At 29.1% G+C, this 19,212-nt stretch carries 18 protein-coding genes; 17 read left to right on the forward strand and 1 reads right to left on the reverse strand.

All coding sequences use genetic code 11. The features are described from left to right. Positions 1 to 117: 117 nt before the first annotated feature. The 14 genes from J1C67_RS07260 to J1C67_RS07325 all read left to right on the forward strand — a co-directional run bounded on the left by J1C67_RS07260 (position 118) and on the right by J1C67_RS07325 (position 12,288). Positions 118 to 447, forward strand: a complete 330-nt coding sequence (locus J1C67_RS07260) for a DUF6514 family protein (RefSeq protein ID WP_167866076.1) — start codon at positions 118 to 120, stop codon at positions 445 to 447. A gap of 50 nt (positions 448 to 497) precedes the next feature. Next, complete coding sequence (gene acpS, locus J1C67_RS07265; protein WP_167866075.1) at positions 498 to 869, forward strand: holo-ACP synthase; 372 nt, start codon at positions 498 to 500, stop codon at positions 867 to 869. 70 nt (positions 870 to 939) lie between these two features. After that, positions 940 to 1,548, forward strand: a complete 609-nt coding sequence (locus J1C67_RS07270) for a germination lipoprotein GerS-related protein (RefSeq protein WP_167866074.1) — start codon at positions 940 to 942, stop codon at positions 1,546 to 1,548. Between the two features lie 31 nt (positions 1,549 to 1,579). After that, positions 1,580 to 2,740, forward strand: a complete 1,161-nt coding sequence (gene alr, locus J1C67_RS07275; protein ID WP_167866073.1) for an alanine racemase — start codon at positions 1,580 to 1,582, stop codon at positions 2,738 to 2,740. 87 nt (positions 2,741 to 2,827) lie between these two features. Further along, a complete protein-coding gene (locus J1C67_RS07280; protein WP_167866072.1) occupies positions 2,828 to 3,070 on the forward strand; it encodes a hypothetical protein in 243 nt (80 codons plus the stop codon). A gap of 8 nt (positions 3,071 to 3,078) precedes the next feature. After that, positions 3,079 to 3,432 carry a type II toxin-antitoxin system PemK/MazF family toxin gene (locus J1C67_RS07285; protein WP_089967506.1) on the forward strand — a complete coding sequence of 118 codons (354 nt, stop codon included), beginning with the start codon at positions 3,079 to 3,081 and terminating at the stop codon, positions 3,430 to 3,432. Between the two features lie 599 nt (positions 3,433 to 4,031). After that, positions 4,032 to 4,856: a transketolase gene (locus J1C67_RS07290; RefSeq protein ID WP_167866071.1), complete on the forward strand. Its 825-nt coding sequence runs from the start codon at positions 4,032 to 4,034 to the stop codon at positions 4,854 to 4,856. Further along, the gene (locus J1C67_RS07295; RefSeq protein WP_167866070.1) at positions 4,856 to 5,800 is read left to right on the forward strand and encodes a transketolase family protein; all 945 of its coding nucleotides are present in this window, start codon (positions 4,856 to 4,858) and stop codon (positions 5,798 to 5,800) included. The genes J1C67_RS07290 and J1C67_RS07295 overlap by 1 nt, the downstream gene beginning before the upstream one ends. A gap of 347 nt (positions 5,801 to 6,147) precedes the next feature. Continuing rightward, entirely contained in the window at positions 6,148 to 7,002 is an 855-nt protein-coding gene (locus tag J1C67_RS07300) for a YitT family protein (RefSeq protein ID WP_167866069.1), read from the forward strand. A gap of 91 nt (positions 7,003 to 7,093) precedes the next feature. Continuing rightward, positions 7,094 to 7,963 carry a YitT family protein gene (locus tag J1C67_RS07305; RefSeq protein ID WP_089967493.1) on the forward strand — a complete coding sequence of 290 codons (870 nt, stop codon included), beginning with the start codon at positions 7,094 to 7,096 and terminating at the stop codon, positions 7,961 to 7,963. Between the two features lie 185 nt (positions 7,964 to 8,148). Next, positions 8,149 to 8,835, forward strand: coding sequence for a cell division ATP-binding protein FtsE (gene ftsE, locus J1C67_RS07310; protein WP_089967490.1), 687 nt, complete (start codon positions 8,149 to 8,151; stop codon positions 8,833 to 8,835). After that, the gene (gene ftsX, locus J1C67_RS07315) at positions 8,825 to 9,715 is read left to right on the forward strand and encodes a permease-like cell division protein FtsX (RefSeq protein WP_089967487.1); all 891 of its coding nucleotides are present in this window, start codon (positions 8,825 to 8,827) and stop codon (positions 9,713 to 9,715) included. Before ftsE ends, ftsX begins: the two co-directional genes overlap by 11 nt. A gap of 50 nt (positions 9,716 to 9,765) precedes the next feature. Continuing rightward, positions 9,766 to 11,019: a S41 family peptidase gene (locus J1C67_RS07320; RefSeq protein WP_167866068.1), complete on the forward strand. Its 1,254-nt coding sequence runs from the start codon at positions 9,766 to 9,768 to the stop codon at positions 11,017 to 11,019. A 12-nt stretch (positions 11,020 to 11,031) separates the two neighbouring features. Then, positions 11,032 to 12,288 carry a PDZ domain-containing protein gene (locus tag J1C67_RS07325; protein WP_089967481.1) on the forward strand — a complete coding sequence of 419 codons (1,257 nt, stop codon included), beginning with the start codon at positions 11,032 to 11,034 and terminating at the stop codon, positions 12,286 to 12,288. 130 nt (positions 12,289 to 12,418) lie between these two features. On the opposite strand, the gene J1C67_RS07330 is transcribed toward J1C67_RS07325, so the two are convergent. Further along, positions 12,419 to 13,435, reverse strand: a complete 1,017-nt coding sequence (locus J1C67_RS07330; protein ID WP_167866067.1) for a serine hydrolase domain-containing protein — start codon at positions 13,433 to 13,435, stop codon at positions 12,419 to 12,421. A gap of 357 nt (positions 13,436 to 13,792) precedes the next feature. Between J1C67_RS07330 and J1C67_RS07335 the strand changes: the two genes are divergently transcribed. The 3 genes from J1C67_RS07335 (at position 13,793) to J1C67_RS07345 (ending at position 19,155) form a co-directional block, all read left to right on the forward strand. Continuing rightward, positions 13,793 to 15,937, forward strand: a complete 2,145-nt coding sequence (locus tag J1C67_RS07335; protein ID WP_207253574.1) for an alpha-amylase family glycosyl hydrolase — start codon at positions 13,793 to 13,795, stop codon at positions 15,935 to 15,937. A gap of 339 nt (positions 15,938 to 16,276) precedes the next feature. Next, positions 16,277 to 17,266 carry a LacI family DNA-binding transcriptional regulator gene (locus tag J1C67_RS07340; protein WP_167866066.1) on the forward strand — a complete coding sequence of 330 codons (990 nt, stop codon included), beginning with the start codon at positions 16,277 to 16,279 and terminating at the stop codon, positions 17,264 to 17,266. A gap of 50 nt (positions 17,267 to 17,316) precedes the next feature. After that, on the forward strand, positions 17,317 to 19,155 hold the full coding sequence (locus J1C67_RS07345) for a glycoside hydrolase family 13 protein (protein ID WP_167866065.1): 1,839 nt from the start codon (positions 17,317 to 17,319) through the stop codon (positions 19,153 to 19,155). Positions 19,156 to 19,212: the final 57 nt, after the last annotated feature.

Raw genomic sequence — 19,212 nt, forward strand, 5'->3', positions numbered from 1 at the left:
TAATATTTTAAGTAGTGGTCAAACAATCTTTGACAAAATTTCATTAAATACTGTGATATTGTAGTTAATATATTAATTAATATATTCTATAATAGTAAATAAAGGGAGAGGATTTAGATGAAAATCATAGAAAGTTTAGTCTCTTCAATTAGTAGAGAAGGAACTGAAATGAAATACATGTATAGGTTGACTAAAAGTAATTATAAAGGTGGTCAAGCTTATGGAATAGAGGTGGAGAGACAGGACTTAAAAGGTGGACAAGCAATAAATATAGAAAGAGATAATATTAATCTTATATCTAACAATAAATATAAAGTTAATGAACTTTTAAAATTATTATATAAAAATCAAGTATCACCAATACATCTAGTAGAAATATTGGGAGAATATGTAGATGATTACATATATGACTTTAATGATATACAAAATGAAATTAGTATAAATTAATTTTAATAACATCTCAAAATTTGTAGTAAAATATAGGTAGAGGTGAAGTTATGATTATAGGAATAGGTACAGATATTATAGAAATTGAGAGAATAGAAAAAGCTATAAAAACAAATAAACATTTTTTGGACAAGTTATTTACTAAAAATGAAATTCTATTATTTGAAAGTAAAGCTATGAGGACCGAAGTTATAGCAGGGAATTTTGCTGCGAAAGAAGCTGTTAGTAAAGCTCTTGGAACTGGTGTTAGAGGTTTTTCTTTTAAAGATATTGAAATTTTGAGAGATGAACTTGGAAAACCAGTAGCTAAATTAAATGAAAAAGTAGAAAAAGTGATTGGAAATAAAGGATACAACTTAAATATATCAATATCTCATAATAATTTATCAGCTATTGCCTTTGCTGTATTAGAGGAAAAATAATATATTTAGAATAAAAAGCCTTTTAAAGTAATAATAGTATTAATGAAGATTAATAATTTTAGGAGGCTTTATGAAAAAGAAAGTACTAATTACACTTTTATTGTGTATCCCATTCATATCTATTATTTTAGTGATTATGTTTAGATTAACAGTAGTGCCAACAAATGAAGAGGTTATTTCTCAGCTAAAAGAGATAACCTGTTATAAAACTAATGTTGAATATATAACTAATAATAGTAGAGGAGAAGAAAAAGAGGAAACAACGCAATATTACAGTGAAGACAAAGGTGCAAGAATCGATTTTGGAATAGATAGAATTAAATTTTATAAAGATGATAATATAAGGGTTGAAGATAATATATCTAATAAGGAGTATAATGTAGAAGCGGATTTAGATAAGTTACATTCCTTAGCCTTTATGAAAAATTTATTATCCTATCCAATAGAGGAAGGCAGTATAAAAGAAGGGCAAGAAGAGTGGGGCGAAAAAAAATATATAGAATTAACTTTAGAACTATTCCTTGAAAATGATCATTTAGATAAAGCTAAGGTTTTTATAGATAAAAAAGAGAAAACACCTATAGGCGCAATAATATATGACAAGGAAGGTAATGATAGATTAAGAATTATATATAAAAATTTCGAAAAACTTAAGGAAATAGATAATGACTTATTATAGTTTGATATAATAAATATGAGGTGTATTGATAATGGAAGAAAACATAAGAGCAGTTTGGGCTGAAATAGACCTAGATTGCATAAAACATAATATGATAGAAATTAGGAAACAAGTAGGAGAAAAAATTATAATTGCAATAGTAAAAGCAGATGCTTATGGGCATGGAGCTATAGATGTAGCTTCTGTTTTATTAGAAAATGGTGCTGATAAATTAGGAGTAGCAGTTATTACGGAAGCTTTAGAGTTAAGAAAAAGCGGGATAGAAGCTCCAATTTTGATTTTAGGATATACTCCTTTAGATTTTACTAAAGATTTAATTGATCAAAATATAGAACAAACAGTATATTCTTTAGACTATGCAATAGGATTATCAGAAATAGCTTTGAAAGAAGGAAAACAAATAGATATTCATATTGCTATAGATACAGGAATGGGAAGATTAGGATTTTTACCTAATGAAGAAAGTTTAGATGATATTGAAAAAATAAATAATTTGAAAAACATAAATATTAAGGGTATATTTACTCATTTTTCCTCAGCAGATGAGACTGATAAAGAATATACAATGATGCAATTAAATAAATTTAAACAATTTAATAAAAGTCTCGAAGAGAGAGGAATAAAAATAAAAGAAAAACATTTATCAAATAGTGCTGCCATACTAGATATGGAAGAAGCATATTTTGATGCTGTAAGACCAGGAATAATAATATATGGATATTATCCATCAAATGAAGTAATTAAAGAAAAAATTAATTTAAAGCCAGCTCTAACATTAAAAAGCAATATAGTGCACGTGAAGGTATTACCAAAAGGTGAGTACATAAGTTACGGTAGAGAATTTAAAACTGAAAGAGAAAGTATAATAGCTACATTACCAATAGGATATGCAGATGGTTATACAAGAGCCTTGTATAAAAAGGGTAAGGTTATAATAAATGGTAAAAGCGCACCTATTGTTGGTAGAATATGTATGGATCAATGTATGATTGATATTACGGATGTAGGTCCAGTTAAGGTTGGAGATGAAGTAATATTAATTGGAGAAGATCAAGGTATTAAATTTAATGCTGATGATATAGCTAAATTATTAAATACAATAAACTATGAAGTTCTTTGTTTAATAGGTAAGAGAATACCTAGAGTATATAAAAAAAATAAAACTACAATCAAAACTAGAAATTATTTGTAGAAATACAAAACATATTTCTTTGACAAATCGACATAATTTGCAATATAATTTACATATAAAGAAATGTTACAACCTAGGGGGTAAATTATGTCAAATTATGTTAAAGCACTAGGGTTGAGAAATAAATTTTTAAATAGTACAAAAAAGAGTAAATTTATTGAATGTAGTTTAATAGAATATAATGAACAAAAATATAAAGCAAGTTTTTTAATATTAATGGAAAAGGGCTATAAAGAAATGGCAGAAATTAATTTGGAAATTGCTAATATTCCTTTCGAGTGCGGAAATGCAAATATTAATGAATATGAGAACTGGCTTTGCGGAGTGTGAGATTTCTAATGACAACTATGGTAGTAAAAAGAGGGGATATTTTTTATGCGGATTTAAGTCCTGTTATTGGTTCAGAGCAAGGTGGAATTAGACCGGTGATTATAGTTCAAAATGATATTGGGAATAAATATAGCCCAACAGTTATAGTTGCAGCTATTACATCACAAATAAATAAGGCTAAGTTGCCAACACATGTCGAAATTTCATCAGAAGAGTATGGATTAAGCAGAGACTCCGTAGTTCTATTAGAACAAGTTAGAACATTAGACAAGAGAAGGTTAAAAGAAAAAATTGGTCATATGACTGATGCTGATATGAAAAAGGTGAATAAATCACTAATTGTCAGTTTAAACCTTACTTAAGAAATTAAATAAAAAATCATGTGATATATAATTATTATATTAAAATAAATAGTGGGTTAGTAATTTATTACTATGTTATTTATTTTAATATAAATTGAAGAGGCTTAGGCCTCTTTTTTTTATTTAATAGGATATTATAAAATTAAAATTATATATATTATGATATAATTTAGTTATAGTAATTTTACTACTAAATATACATTTATATATCTAATAATTCAGTATAAGCAATGGAGCGAGTATATAACCAAGGATAAAATAGAGTTTTCAGAGAAAATATTTTTAATAAGAACAACTACTATTCTAGTGCTTAGAGTACAACTAAAGAATATTCTATACCTACTTAAACAAAATTAATTCTTTGAGATGGATATATACAAATAAAACTACAGAAGTTTTCAGGGTTAAAAGTATGAGTAGGAAATTAGAAAGCATAATCAATCAAAATATAGTTATATAGTGTATACTATATAGGCGTAAAAAGATAAAAAGACAACATATATATAAATATAATGTACAATTGTTAGAAAATGTGATAAAATATTTTTAGATAAACAGGGCAATATAATAAAGAAAACAATATCTTAGGAGGATACAAAATGAAAAAAAATGTTCAAGAATTAAAAGCCATAGCTAAAACAGTTCGTGGTGATATAGTTTCTATGTTAACAGAATCGGCATCAGGACACCCAGGTGGTTCACTGTCAGCAGCTGATATAGTAACAGCACTATTTTTTGGAGAAATGAATATAGATGTAAACAATCCTAAAGATGAAAATAGAGATAGATTTGTATTATCAAAGGGTCATGCAGCACCAGTATTATACAGTGCTTTAGCTAGAAAGGGATATTTTCCAGTAGAAGAACTTAAAACTTTAAGAAAAATAGGTTCAAGACTTCAAGGGCATCCAAGTATGAGATGTTTACCAGGTATAGATATGTCTACTGGTTCACTTGGACAAGGCATTTCTTCAGCTGTAGGAATGGCACTAGCTGGAAAAATTGATAATAAATCATATAGAGTTTACACAATTTTGGGTGATGGAGAATTAGAGGAAGGTCAAGTTTGGGAAGCTACAATGTGCGCAGCTCATTATAAATTAAATAATTTGACAGCATTTATAGATTTTAACGGATTACAAATAGATGGAAATATAGAAGATGTTATGAATCCATCTCCAATAGATACAAAGTTCGAAGCATTCGGATGGAATACTATTATAATAGATGGACACAACATGGATGAGATATTAGCAGCAATAGAAAAAGCAAAAGCATGTACAGATAAACCAACTGCTATAATATGCAAAACAGTTAAAGGTAAAGGTGTTTCATTCATGGAAAACAAGGCATCTTGGCATGGAACTGCACCAAGCAAGGAACAATGCATGCAAGCATTAACAGAAATTGGAGGGGACAGATAATGAGTAAGAAAGTAGCAACAAGAGAAGCTTACGGAAAGGCTTTAGCGCAATTAGCTAAAACAAATGAAAATGTAGTAGTACTAGATGCTGATCTTTCAAAGTCAACAAAGACAGCAGATTTTAAAGAAGTTTGTCCTGAAAGATTTTTCAATATGGGAATTGCAGAAGCAAATATGATGGGAGTTGCAGCAGGTCTTTCAACTTGTGGTAAAATACCATTTGTAAGTACATTTGCAATGTTCGCAGCTGGAAGAGCTTTTGAACAAATAAGAAATTCATTATGTTACCCGAGACTAAATGTTAAAGTATGTGCAACTCATGCTGGTTTAACAGTAGGAGAAGATGGAGCATCACACCAAGCTATAGAAGATTTGGCATTAATGAGAAGCATACCAAACATGACAGTTATATGTCCTGCAGATGATGTTGAAACAGAAGCTGCGATAAAGGCAATAGCTGAATTTGAAGGTCCTTGTTACGTAAGACTAGGAAGACTTCCAGTTAGCACTATAAACGATGCTAAAACTTATGAATTTAAGTTAGGAAAAGGTGTAACTTTAAAAGAAGGTAATGATGTTACTATAGTAGCAACAGGAATAATGGTTCAGACTGCATTAGAAGCAAGTGATATATTAGCAAATGAGGGTATTAATGCAAGAGTTATAAACATTCATACATTAAAACCATTAGATACAGAGTTGCTAGTAAAGGCAGCAAAAGAAACAAATGCAATAGTTACTGTAGAAGAACATAGTATTATCGGTGGACTTGGATCAGCGGTTGCAGAAGCGTTAGGTGAAGAATATCCAGTTCCGGTATTAAAAGTTGGAGTTAATGATGTGTTTGGAGAAAGTGGTAAGCCAGAAGAGTTATTAAAAGCATATGGTTTAACAGCAGAAGCAATAGTTGAAAAAGTCAAAAAATCAATAATGTTAAAAAGATAATTAATATATAGAATAAATAAAATAGTTATTTTTACTACCAAATAGTCGCAGAAGAATATTCTGCGACTATTATTTTTGCTAAAATAATAAAAAAATGGTTTAAATATAGTAAGATAGGTAAATTTAACTTAAATAGATTAAATTATGATTACAAAGTAGATAGCTACGTAATATAATTAGAAAAGGAGTTTAATAAATTTATAATAATAATAAAGGGATAAAAAATAGTATATCGAGGAAAGATAAGGAATCTAAAAAATAGACTGGCATATGGACTAGTTAATTTTCAAAAATAACTAAAAAATCTTCAAGAAAATAAATGGTTTATTATGAAAAGGAGGATGGTTATGATAAAAAAGAATTTTAAAGAATATTCATTAATTACAATTGGGGTAATTTTAGTAGCAATTGCAATGGAATACTTTTTTATACCAAATGAAATAGCTGCTGGAGGAGTTACTGGACTCGCTATTATAATAAATAACTATTTTCCATTTATATCAGCTGGTCCATTAGTCTTTATAATAAATATAATATTATTTGGGGTAGCATTCTTTGTTATTGGTGGAAACTTTGGATCCAAAACAATATATGCAAGTTTTGGATTATCTATATGTATGTGGATTATAGAAAAATTTCTTGTACCACATGCTATAACAGCAGATTTATTAGTAGCAACATTATCAGGTACATTTATTTCAGCAATAGGGATGGCGATGGTGTTTAGTTTAAATGCATCAACTGGAGGAACAGATATAGTAGCAAAAATACTAAATAAATTCCTGCATTTAGATATTGGTAAATCCTTGGTATTTGTAGATTTAGTAATTATAGCTTTTGGAATAATGGCATTTGGGTTAGATAAGGGCTGTTACGCATTACTTTCAGTAATAATAACTGGAATAGCTATAGATAATGCAATAGAAGGTTTCAATTTATGTAAAAAAGTAACTATAATAAGTGAAAAAAGTGAAGAAATAAGTAAATATATATTACAAGATTTAAATAGAGGATGTACGTTTGTAAAGGGAATAGGTGGATTTACAGGAAAAGAAACAACTATAATTTATGCTGTCCTTGGAAGAAGTGAGTTTATAAAGTTAAAACGGCACATAATAGAGGTAGATGAAAAAGCATTTATAACAGTTGGAGAAGTTCATGAAGTTATGGGTGAAGGGTTTAAAGGAATAAAAGAAGATTAATAGGGCATTGTAGAATAAATAGCTAGTTAAAAAAGGATAATGACTAGTTATTTATTTGAAGATACACTATAAGAAAAAAGGGAGATAAAAAATGAAAAAGAATAAAGAAAAAATACATCAAATATTGGTAAAAGCCAAAGAGTATTTATGGATAACAATAGCGGTAGCAATAATTACATTTGCCTTAGAATATTTCTTTTTCCCTAATTTAATAGCATCCGGAGGAATTTCAGGATTAGCATTAGTTTTAAATTCAGTATTTAATATAGAACCAAGTATTTTAATACTTGGATTTAATATAATATTATTTGCGTTAGCATTTTTATTAGTTGGAGGTTCTTTTGGAGGAAGAAGTATATATGCATCAGTACTATTAGCGGTATTTATGTGGATTACAGAAAAATTATTAAGTCCAAGAGCCATAACAGAGAATCTTTTCTTAGCAAGTATATTTGGATCTTTAATAATAGCGCTTGGAACAGCTATTGTATTTAATCAGGGTTCATCTACAGGTGGAACTTCGATAATTGCTAAAATAATAAATAAATATTTTCATATTCCTATTGGCCAAGGGTTATTGCTTACAGATTGTACAGTAACTATTTTAGCAATGTATGTATTTGGAGTTGAACTTGGTTTATTTGGATTACTTAGTGCAATAGTAGTAGGTATATTAGTTGATAAATTTATAGCAGGCTTCAATCCTGTTAAACAAGTATTTATAATAACTAGTAAAGAAAAATTAGTAGTAGATTTTATTATGAAAGATATTAATAGAGGATGCACTATACTCGCTGGAAAAGGTGGATTTACAGGGGGAGATACAAGTATTGTATATACAGTATTAACATCAAGACAATTTATAACTTTAAAGAACTTTATAAAAGAAAATAATCCTGACGCATTTATAACTGTTACAGAATCGACAGAAGCGTTAGGACAAGGATTTACAGAACATTAAAAATTATTTTACTTTTATATTCAAATATGGATATAATGCTTAAAAATATAAGTCGATAAGTATATGAATATCAATATCTATTGCTTAAAATAATCGAAAAAACATTTTTCAGATAGAATTGTTATGTTATAATAGCCATATAAGTTCAATAAAAAGAAAAATTGCGCTGAAGAGAGGTGTTAGGTATGATAGAATTTAATAATGTATCAAAATTATATGATAATAATGTAAAGGCATTATCCGAAGTAAATATCAAGATTGAAGCAGGTGAATTTGTTTTCTTAGTTGGTCCTTCAGGATCAGGGAAATCAACATTTATAAAACTATTAATTAAAGAAATTGAGCCGACAGTAGGAGAAATAGTTGTAGATGATAAGAAAGTAGCTAAATTAACAAGACGCCAAACACCGTATTTTAGAAGAAGAATAGGAATGGTGTTCCAAGATTTTAGACTTATTCCCACTTTAAATGTATATGAAAATGTAGCCTTCGCAATGAGAGTTGTAGAAGCATCTCAAAAGGAAATTAGAAGAAGAGTACCTATGGTGTTGTCATTAGTAGGGCTTTCTCATAAATATAAGATGTTCCCAAATGAACTTTCAGGTGGAGAACAACAAAGGGTTTCTTTAGCAAGAGCTATAGTTAATAATCCATCAGTACTTATTGCCGATGAACCTACAGGGAACTTAGATCCAGAAACAGCAAAAGAAATAATGGATTTATTAGACGACATAAATAGAGCAGGAACAACTGTTTTAATGGCAACACATGCTAAAGAGATAGTTAATAATATGAAAAAGAGAGTTATAGCAATAGAAAAAGGTAATATTGTAAGAGATGAGAAGAGGGGGTCCTACGAAGATGAAAATTAACACGACAAAATATTTTATTTCAGATGCATTAAAAAGCATTAAGAGAAATAGAACTATAAGTATAGCAGCAATGGTTACAGTACTAATAACATTCTTCGTATTTGGAACATTTATATTAGTAGCATTAAACTTTAATAATGCTATTGAGGATGTAGCCTCAAAGGTAGAATTAAAAGTTTACTTAAATGATGAAATAAAACTAGTGGATCAAAGGGAAATAGAAATAAAATTAGGAGAACAACCTGGAGTAAAAGAAGTTATATATGAATCGAGAGAAGAAGCATTTAACAATTTTCAAGAAAGTTTAGCTGATAATCCAGGATTGCTTCAAGGATATACACTAAAAAACAATCCACTACCAAGTTCATTTATAGTAAAGTTAGAAAATCCTGAATCTGCAACTGAAATAAGCGAATCGGTTAAAGAAATGGTAGGGGTAGAAAATGTATCAAATCAACAAGAAGTAATAAATACTATTGCTAAGGTTGTAGACGGATTTAAAATTTTAGGAATGGGATTATTTATTCTGTTTATAGCGGTATCTATATTCCTAATAACAAATACTATTAAATTAACAGTTTATTCAAGACGAAGAGAAGTTGGAATAATGAAATTTGTAGGAGCTACAGATTGGTTTATTAGATGGCCATTTATAATTGAAGGAATAATAATAGGAGCGATTGGGTCATTAGCATCTAGTGGACTTTTATTCTTTGCATATAAATTTGTTGTAAAGGCTATTGTAACAAATATGTTTTATGTAAGTCTTGTACCAGTTACATTTGTATTTAGCACATTAATATGGATATTCTTAGCAGGTGGAATGGTTATTGGTGCTATAGGAAGTTTTGCTGCATTAAGAAAGTTCTTAGTAGTATAAGGACATTCAAAAAAATAAAGCAATTTATTATGAGAGGAAGTAAGTAGCACATGGACGAATTAAATAATAATGGGTTAAAGAAAAAGCATGTAGGTAAAAAAGTAATTATTATAATTTCTATAGTTGCACTTTTATTTATTTCAAACTTAGGATTTTTCTACTTAGGAAATAGGTTTGCATTTAGTGGAATAAGTTTAAATAGTATAAATAAAGAAGTTGCAGGTGAAATAAAAGATACTAAAAAGTATGATTTGCTTTTTGAAGTAAGGAATACTCTTTTATCAAAGTATGATGGTGAAATAGATGATGAACAGTTATTACAAGCTGCTATTAAGGGAATGACATTATCGTTGAAAGATCCATATACTATTTTTATGAATGCAGGAGAATATAAATCTTTTGTTGAACAAAGTGAAGGTCATTTTGTAGGAATAGGAGCACAGATTGGAATAAAAGATGATAAGGTAACTATAGTTGCTCCAATTGAAGGGTCGCCAGCAGAGAAAGCAGGAGTGGAAGCTGGAGATGTAATACTTAAAGTTGATGATAATCCTATTACAGAAGTTAATGTTGAAAAAACTATTGCTTTTATAAAAGGAGAAGAGGGTACGGAAGTCAAATTAACTTTAGAAAGAAATGGGGAAGCACCTATAGATATTAAAATAGTCAGAGGTGTAGTTAATATGGTTGCCGTAAAAGGTGAAATGATTGACGAAACAGTTGGGTATATTCAAATGTCATCATTTGATGAGAATGTAGCTAAAGATTTTGAAAACAAAATAGTAGAACTTAAGGCTGTAGGAATGAAGGGATTAATAGTTGATTTAAGAGGAAATCCAGGTGGATTTTTAGGCGAATCGGTTAAAGTTGCTTCACAGTTTATTCCAAAAGGAAAGGTTGTAACCTACACAATAGATAAATACGATAAAAAGATAGAATCTAAATCTGTTGGTGGAACAGCTGAAGGAATCCCTTTAGTAGTCTTAATTGATGGTGGAAGTGCATCTGCATCAGAGGTTGTTACAGGCGCTTTAAGAGATTATGGAGTTGCTACTACTATTGGAGTTAATAGCTTTGGTAAAGGTGTAGTTCAACAACTTATAGAGTTTAAAGATGGACTAGGCGGACTTAAAGTTACAACATCTAAGTATTACACTCCAAATGGAGAAAATATACACAAAATAGGTATAAAACCAGATATAGAGGTTAAAATACCAGAAGAGTTCTTAAAGGCAGAATATAATAGAACTAAAGATCCACAATTTACCAAAGGGTTAGAGGTAATAAGAGAAAAACTTAAATAGGAGGCTTGCTTTATGGAGTTAATATTATATACATTAAGATCCGTAGCGTATGCCATAGTTGATCCAGCACATTTGATTATATTAGTAATTTTGGGAATAATGTTCTATATGAAAAATAGAAGAGTATCTATAATGCAAAAGATGACAGTTGGGGAGAGTTTAAACTCGCCCCTAGAACTTACATTATCTCAATTAGTATTAGGTATTGTTGCAGGTGCTATAGGTAGTATTATATTAAGCAGTTTAGGAATTGTATTTAATCAAAACTCAGGAATAGAGTTAATATTTATGGTTTCATTATTTCTGGTATTTATTAAAAAAAGATTTGTATGTTTTTCATATTCAGGTGCTATATTAGGGCTTATAAGTGTAATCACAAATGCAACCGGTACTCAATCATACTTAAATATAAATGTAGTATCATTAATGACATTTATAGGAGTTTTACATATTGTAGAAGCATTTTTAGTTATGGTTGATGGAAATAGAGGGGCTGTACCAGTTTTTTCAACTAAAGATGGAAAAATAGTTGGTGGATTCTCTTTTAATAGATATTGGGCAATGCCAATAGCTATTTTTATAGCTATTACTACACAAATGGCAGGCGGCGCTAGTAGTGCTATGGTTACACCTGCATGGTGGCCCATAATAAACAAATCAGAAACATTAACGCTGTTAGCAAAGACTGTTATTACATGTGTACCATTATACGGAATGATAGGATATAATGCAGTAACATTTACAAAACTAAAGAGAAAAAAAACATTGCATTCAGGTATGTTAATATTAATATACGGAATAACATTAGCAATAGTTGCTCAAGCTGCAACATTTGGTATAATAGGGCAGTTGATAGTAATCATTTATGCACCTTTAGCTCATGAACTTATGTTGAAAATACAAAAGAAATCAGAGGATAATGGTAAATTTATTTATGTAAGTGATGAGGTCGGGGTGGCAGTTTTAGAAGTTGCGCCAAGTTCACCGGCATTTAGTGCAGGGATAAGAACTGGAGATAAAATTTTAGAAATAAATAATAAAAAAGTTTTATCAGAAGTGGATATCTTCCATACAGTAAAAGATAGCACCATTGATATTACAATAAAAATCAAAAAGTTTTCCGGGGAAATAATAGATTATGTAATAAAACCTAAAAATAAGAGAGTAGGAATATTATTAGTACCTAAAATGATAAGAAAAGAAGATGCTTTAGGTGTGGAAAATGACGATTTTAAAAAAATATTAGATGAAATGAAAAAGAAAAAATGAAAAAACTCTACTTATAGTTAAGTAGAGTTTTTTTGATTTAAAGGGGGTATATTATTATTTGCAATAGATATTGATTGCTAAAACTATTTATTTTATGGAGTACAGTTTTAACAACAAGTTTTTTGAAATCTTAACAAAGTGAGTTTTCTACAAGCATGGCTACATCATTTGCACCAGAATCTCTATTACACATAACAATTACTTCTACGTTATTTTGTGGATACACAGCGGACATAAATTCTGCACCGGGGTCCCCACCCATAAGAAAATATTTATAGATTTCATTTTCCTTTTTTATAATATAAATACCATAGCCATAATAACAATCATTTTCACAGTGAATATGAGGTGTAAGCAATTCTTTAGTTGTAGCTTCTCTTAATAATTTAAAGTTTAATAGCGCATTCCAAACTTTACTCATATCGTGAACATTTATATAAATTCCACCATCAGGACCACCAACTATAGGGATGGAGTATATATTACTCTTTAAATTCCCATTATGATCTTTTGTATAACCATATGAGCAACCTTCAGGTAATTTATCAATAGAGAAATAGCCTGTATTACTAAGTTTTAATTTGTTAATTATATTTTTTTCCATATATTCTTTAAATTCTAACCCGCTTTTTTCTTCTATGATTAATCCTAAGAGTATATATCCTGCATTAGTATAATCGAATTTATAACCTGGCTCGAATTCCATAGGATTATTTTTGAAAAGTTTTAAATGATCTTTTGGAGTTTTTAACATGTACATTGGTGGGTTTTGATACAGTTCTGAGAATTCATTTACATTATTTATATCGTCTTCTTCAAAATAATCAGGGATTCCAGAGCTATGTGTTAATAAGTGCTTAATTGTTATACGATTATCATAATTAAGATACTTAATATTTAAACAGTCTTTTAGTAAAGTATCAAAGCTTAACAAACCACTATCAACTAGTTGACATATTGCAATTGCTGTAAAAAGTTTAGCACCAGAAGCAATACCATGTTTAGTATTAATTTCATTTTTAGCATTAAAACTAAAATTAGCTAATCCATATGCTTTTTCTAATAAAATCTTATTATTCTTCTTTATCGATACAGTTCCAGAGAAATCCTCAAGTCTATTAATGTTTAATTCTAAATTAGTTATCATAAACTATCCTCACTTTTTAGTAGTGTGTATAATCGGTGACTTTAAATTTAATTATATAGGATTATACAATTAAAAAGTATACGTTATCAAGAATAAAATGTCAATTTTAAGACGCTATTAAGAAATAGAGGTATAAAGCTTGAAAGAGTCTTTAGTAGAGAAGAAGTTCATATAAAAAAGAAATAAAAATTTAGGATTATTTTATAGTGTAATATAATTAAATTTTTTATAAAATACGGAAACGATTTTGTAAAAATATTCATTGTAAACCATTACTAGCAAAACTATAATAAACCTATAAACATAAATTGTAATTTTTAATAATAGACATGCTATTAAAATATAAGGAGGCAAATTATGAATAAAAAGTTAAAGGCAACCTGTTTAGCACTGAGCATTATTATGGCACAGCAATTAGTATGTACACCAACTAAAATTGTTTATGCTGCGGAAAAGTACACAAGTGATGCATCTGTAGAAAATAAAGTAAATTACAATACTGATGTTATTTATCAAATAGTAACGGATAGATTCTTTGATGGAAACGTTTCTAATAATCCTAAAGGAAATATTTACGATGGAACAAAGAAGAGTCCAAAAAAATATTTTGGAGGGGATTGGAATGGTATAGCTAATAAAATTACTGATGGTTATTTAAGAGATCTGGGCATAACAGCAATATGGATTTCGCAACCAGTAGAGAATATATATAGTGTATTCGCTGATGGAAGTACTTCATATCATGGATATTGGGCAAGGGATTTCAAAAAGCCTAATCCAGCATTTGGTACTATTGAAGAATTTAAAAAATTAGTAAAAGTTGCTCATGATAATAATATAAAAGTTATTATCGATTTTGCTCCGAATCATACATCACCAGCTAACCCTGATGAGCCTTCATATGCTGAAAATGGAAAGTTATATGATAATGGGAATTTATTAGCTGGTTATTCAAATGATAAGAATGGGATGTTTAATCATAATGGAGGAACAGATTTTTCTACAGTTGAAGATGGAACTTATAGAAATTTATTTGATCTAGCAGATTTAAATACTCAAAATAATACTGTTGATAAATATCTTAAAGATTCTATTAAATTATGGTTAGATACAGGAATTGATGGTATTAGAATGGATGCAGTTAAGCATATGCCAGAAGGTTGGCAAAAGAATTTTATGGATTCTGTATATGATTATAAGCAAGTTTTCACATTCGGAGAGTGGTTTTTAGGAAAGAGGGAGCAGGATCCTAAAAATGTTAAATTTGCAAATGATAGTGGAATGAGTTTGTTAGATTTTAGATATGCACAAAAAATTAGGGAAGTATTAAGGGATGGGACTGATAATATGCAGGGCTTAAATGAAGTTATAGCTAGTACTGCAAATCAATATGAACATGTTAATGATCAAGTTACATTCATAGATAATCATGATATGGATAGATTTTACAATGAGGGAAGTGCCAAAGCTAATGTTGACCAAGCTTTAGTGTTAACTTTAACATCAAGAGGGGTTCCAGCTATATACTATGGTACTGAACAATATATGAGTGGTAATGGAGATCCAAATAATAGAGCAATGATGAGTGGATTTGATAAAAATACAAATGCATATAAAATAATACAGAAATTATCACCATTGAGAAAAAATAATCCAGCTATAGCATATGGAGATACACAACAAAAGTGGATAAATGATGATGTATATATTTATGAAAGAAAATTTGGAAATAATGTTGCTTTAGTTGCGGTTAATAGAAATAAATCAAAAAGTGTGGATATATCAGGAGCATTGACCACTTTACCTGAAGGTATTTATAAAGATACATTGGGAAATGTAGTTTCTGGAAATGATATTAATGTAAATTCAAAAGGGGAACTTCAAAAATTCACATTAAAAGCAGGCAGCGCAGCGGTTTGGAGCTATGTATCAAATAACAACTCTCCGATTATAGGTAATATAGGTAGTCCTATGGTCGAACCGGGGAAAACAGTTACTGTAGATGGTAGAGGTTTTGGAGATATAAAAGGAAAAGTTTCTTTTGGTACTACTGAAGGTCAAGTTGTTTCATGGGACGATAAAGAAATAAAAGTAATAGTACCAAATATTGATGCAGGAAAAATTAATGTTATAGTTCAAACAGCATCTGGAATAAAATCAAATATATATAAAAATTTTGATGTATTAACTGGAAAACAAGTTTCAGTAAGATTTGTAGTGAAAAATGCAAATACTAGCTTGGGACAAAATGTATATTTATCAGGTGATGTTGCAGAGCTTGGAAATTGGAATGCAAATAATATGATTGGAGAAATATACAATAAAGTTGAATATCAATATCCTAACTGGTATTTTGATGTAAGTGTTCCAGCAGGAAAAACAATTAACTTTAAATTTATAAAGAAAAATGGAAATAATCTTGTATGGGAAAGTGGAAATAATCATACCTACAAGGTACCAGAGAATAATACTGGAGAAATAATAGTAGATTGGCAAAATTAAAATAACAGACTGAAAAAATAACAAGTCAAGATTGTGATGATGTTTTGATATAGGCGGAAGAACTAAAATCTGCGAAAGTGGTTTAGTGATAAAACATAGTTCAAAACAGATCAAAATCTGACTAGTTATTTTTTCGATATACATAAATAAAAGACATTATAAACCGGAAACGATTTCGGTAAAAAAAGTATATTTTTAGGTTGTACAACTTAAAAAAAAATAATATACTTATACAAGAAACAAATATGGGAAAAAATATAATAATATATATAAATTTCTATAAATGACTAAAATAATTTGTTTGAATTTAACACTATTGAATGGTGGGGGAGAAGTATTTTGAATACAATTAAAGATATTGCGAAGAAATGCCATGTATCAATTTCGACTGTATCTAGAGCTCTAAATGGATATAGTGATATAAACAAAGACACAAAAGAATTGGTTTTAAAAACTGCTGATGAATTAGATTATATACCAAATAAAAATGCTAGGGATTTAGTAAAGAAAAATAACAATCATATAGCAATAATAATAAAAGAGCTTAATGAAGAATTCAATCCTTTCCAAATTCTTAGTGGATTATATGATTATGTAGAAATTTTAGATTATGAAGTATCGTTATTTACATTAGGAAAATCTATAAAAAATGGGAAATCATATTATAAATTTTGCAAGGAAAATAACATATCGGGAGCTTTGTTATATGGGATGGAAGCGAATGATCCATATGTTAAGGAATTGATTGATAAAAAATTTCCAATTGTATTAGTGGATTGCGATTTAGAAGGAGAGAAAGTAGTAAATATAGGTATAGATAATTTTAGGGTAGCTTATGAAGTCACTAATTATATGATTAAAAAAGGCTGCAAAAAAATAAAAACAATTCAAGGTAAGAGAAGTCTATATATAACAAAACAAAGGGTTCGTGGATATGAGCAAGCTCTACGGGACAATGGTATAGAAATAAATAGTGATAACATAATATACGGAGAATTTTCTAAACAATTCGGAGAAAAGATAGTGAAAAGTATTATTGAATATAAAAATGTGGATGGAATATTTTGTGCTTCTGATAATATTGCAATAGGGGTATATGAGGGCCTTAAAAGGTTAAATATAAAAATTCCAGATGAAATATCTATTGTAGGCTGTGGAGATAATGAGATCTCAAGATATTTAACACCTTCATTAACTACTATTAAGCAAAATACGTATAACATAGGATATAATGGTGCAGCGCTGTTAGACAAGCTTATAAAAAATGAAAGTGTAGAAAAATATGTTAGATTAGATTATAAATTTATTGAAAGAAGTTCAGTAATATAAAAATTGGAAACGTTTCAAAAACTAATTATAGTTGAGAGGATGGGGAAGATATGAAAAAAACTATTACAAGAGAAGCAATTTGTCATAGTGCACAAAGTAATTATTCTTATGGATACGATAGTGAGACACTACATTTAAGAGTGAAAACTAAAAAAAATGAGGTTAAAAGTGCAATAATTAGAATTGGTGATCCATATATATGGGATGCTGGTGGTTGTGATGGTGGTAATATGAATGCTACTGGAGGTGTATGGATAGGTGGTAAGAGTTACCCGATGAGAAAAGAGTGTGAAACTGAATACTTTGATAATTGGATTATTGAATATAAACCAGATATGAAAAGATCAAGATATGCATTTATACTTGAGGGATATGAAGAAACATTATTATATACAGAAAAAGGAAGTAGGGAATTAAATGGAGATGAGAGTGATGAAAGAAAGTTGTGTAAATTAAGTGATTTCTTTTGCTTCCCATATTTAAATAACATAGATGTAGCAAGGGGACCTGAGTGGGTTAAAAACACTGTATGGTACCAGATATTCCCTGATAGATTTTGTAATGGGGATAAATCTATAAATCCAATAAATGTTCAGGATTGGGGAACAGAACCAACTGGAGAAAATTTTATGGGAGGAGATCTTCAAGGGATAATAGATAAACTTGATTATTTAGACGAATTAGGTATAACAGGATTATATTTATGTCCTATATTTGAAGCAACGACTAATCACAGATACGATACAATAGATTACTTTAAAGTAGACTCTACTTTAGGGGACGAGAAAACGTTTAAAAAATTAGTCGAAGAAGCACATAAAAGAGGAATTAAAATAATGTTAGATGCTGTGTTCAATCATGTAGGGTATTTTTCAGCACAATGGCAGGATGTAGTTAAATATGGAGAAGAATCAAAATATAAAGATTGGTTTTATATAAAGAAATTTCCTGCAGTAGATAGACCTTTAGAAGAATTAGATGGAAATAATCTTAACTATGAAACTTTTGGTAGAACTCCAATAATGCCTAAATTAAATACAGAAAATAATGAGGTTGTTGACCATTTACTTAAAGTAGCTAAATATTGGGTTGATGATATGAAAATAGATGCATGGAGACTGGATGTTTGTAATGAAGTAGATCATGTGTTTTGGAGAAAATTTAGAGAAGTTGTTAAAGGTATAAATGAGGAAGTTTATATATTAGGGGAAGTGTGGCATGACGGTCTGCCATGGCTTATGGGAGATCAATTTGATGCAGTAATGAATTATCCTCTAACTGAAGCTATAAAAGAATATTTTTGTTTAAATGATATTAGTGGAGAAAAATTTAGATATATGGTTGAAGAAAATAAAGTAGCATATTCAAGGCAAGTAGGTGAAGTCACATTTAATCTTTTGGATAGTCATGATACTCCAAGAATGTTAACAGTTGCAAATGGTGATAAAGAAAAAATGAAATTAGCATATTTATTTATGTTTACTCAAGCGGGTTCACCTTGTATATATTACGGGGATGAAGTTGGCATGGAGGGTGAACAAGGTATGGGACGTGAATTCCATAGAAGATGCATGGTTTGGGAAGATGAAAAACAAGATAAGGAATTCCAAATATTCATGAAGAAAATTATTGGAATAAGAAAAGAGTATGAGGAATTTAAGTTATTAGATAATAGGTGGATAAGTTATTGCTGTACTAAAGAAGCTTTAGTATATTCAAAAGGTAATATAACGATTTTAATAAATAATTCAAATGAAATGGTGGATGTAATGTTACCAGAAGAAATTAGAAATAAAAAGGTTTTTAATTTATATGATTTAACAAATGAAGAATTAGTAGAATCAGTTAGTATGGAAGCTAATTCATTTAGAATTTTCAAAATAAATTAAGTTTTTAGAGAACTAGGCCTCGTAAAATAAATATTAGAATAGTAACCTTGATTTTGA

Origin of the sequence: Clostridium gasigenes (assembly GCF_017348895.1) — a bacterium.
In the GTDB taxonomy this organism is placed as follows: domain Bacteria; phylum Bacillota; class Clostridia; order Clostridiales; family Clostridiaceae; genus Clostridium; species Clostridium gasigenes.

Coding starts and splice junctions, on each gene's coding strand:
- J1C67_RS07325 (WP_089967481.1), top strand. CDS start 11,032: ATGGAGTTAATATTATATACATTAAGATCCGTAGCGTATGCCATAGTT.
- J1C67_RS07345 (WP_167866065.1), top strand. CDS start 17,317: ATGAAAAAAACTATTACAAGAGAAGCAATTTGTCATAGTGCACAAAGT.
- J1C67_RS07330 (WP_167866067.1), bottom strand. CDS start 13,435: ATGATAACTAATTTAGAATTAAACATTAATAGACTTGAGGATTTCTCT.
- ftsE (WP_089967490.1), top strand. CDS start 8,149: ATGATAGAATTTAATAATGTATCAAAATTATATGATAATAATGTAAAG.
- J1C67_RS07335 (WP_207253574.1), top strand. CDS start 13,793: ATGAATAAAAAGTTAAAGGCAACCTGTTTAGCACTGAGCATTATTATG.
- J1C67_RS07300 (WP_167866069.1), top strand. CDS start 6,148: ATGATAAAAAAGAATTTTAAAGAATATTCATTAATTACAATTGGGGTA.
- J1C67_RS07285 (WP_089967506.1), top strand. CDS start 3,079: ATGACAACTATGGTAGTAAAAAGAGGGGATATTTTTTATGCGGATTTA.
- J1C67_RS07305 (WP_089967493.1), top strand. CDS start 7,094: ATGAAAAAGAATAAAGAAAAAATACATCAAATATTGGTAAAAGCCAAA.
- acpS (WP_167866075.1), top strand. CDS start 498: ATGATTATAGGAATAGGTACAGATATTATAGAAATTGAGAGAATAGAA.
- J1C67_RS07295 (WP_167866070.1), top strand. CDS start 4,856: ATGAGTAAGAAAGTAGCAACAAGAGAAGCTTACGGAAAGGCTTTAGCG.
- J1C67_RS07260 (WP_167866076.1), top strand. CDS start 118: ATGAAAATCATAGAAAGTTTAGTCTCTTCAATTAGTAGAGAAGGAACT.
- J1C67_RS07320 (WP_167866068.1), top strand. CDS start 9,766: ATGGACGAATTAAATAATAATGGGTTAAAGAAAAAGCATGTAGGTAAA.
- alr (WP_167866073.1), top strand. CDS start 1,580: ATGGAAGAAAACATAAGAGCAGTTTGGGCTGAAATAGACCTAGATTGC.
- J1C67_RS07280 (WP_167866072.1), top strand. CDS start 2,828: ATGTCAAATTATGTTAAAGCACTAGGGTTGAGAAATAAATTTTTAAAT.
- J1C67_RS07270 (WP_167866074.1), top strand. CDS start 940: ATGAAAAAGAAAGTACTAATTACACTTTTATTGTGTATCCCATTCATA.
- ftsX (WP_089967487.1), top strand. CDS start 8,825: ATGAAAATTAACACGACAAAATATTTTATTTCAGATGCATTAAAAAGC.
- J1C67_RS07290 (WP_167866071.1), top strand. CDS start 4,032: ATGAAAAAAAATGTTCAAGAATTAAAAGCCATAGCTAAAACAGTTCGT.